Source organism: Desulfosporosinus sp. I2, assembly GCF_000960765.1.
GTDB lineage: Bacteria > Bacillota > Desulfitobacteriia > Desulfitobacteriales > Desulfitobacteriaceae > Desulfosporosinus.
Genome location: NZ_JYNH01000319.1, coordinates 1 through 497, shown reverse-complemented (window position 1 = coordinate 497; position 497 = coordinate 1). Strand labels below are relative to the sequence as shown.

The following is a 497-nucleotide window of genomic DNA, read 5'->3' as shown; positions in this document are numbered from 1 at the left end:
ACGAATACTGCAACCATCAACTACCAGTATCAGATCGATCCGAATTTACCACCGCTAAATGGTACAACAACCAGTAATCCAGTCATTACAGTCGTTACCGAAACGATCATTGGGGAGCTTGCGGTCGTAAAAAGCGTGGATAAGGCGTTTACAACAGTAGGGGATACTCTGACCTATACCTCAGTCATCACCAATCAAGGGAATGTAGATGCCAGTAATGTATTCTTCCTGGATCTACCTCCGGTAGGCACTACCTTTATCCCGGGAACGGTAACGATCAATGGAGTGCCTCAAGCAGGACTAAATCCTACGGTAGGATTTAGTATACCAGCCAGTCCTCCTAATGATGTCATTCCTCCCGGAGGAGTGGTGACGGTAACCTTTCAGGTGACGATATCCGCACTTCCGGTACCCCCGCAGTTAACCAATGATGCCTTGGTAGAGTACCAGTTCGGCGAGCCGCCGGTTATCGCTACAACAGTAAGTAACCCTGTTAC

General features: G+C 48.3%; 1 protein-coding gene. It reads left to right on the top strand.

The features are described from left to right. On the top strand, positions 1-497 hold a 497-nt coding region (locus UF75_RS25920), incomplete at both ends, for a DUF11 domain-containing protein (protein ID WP_045577385.1).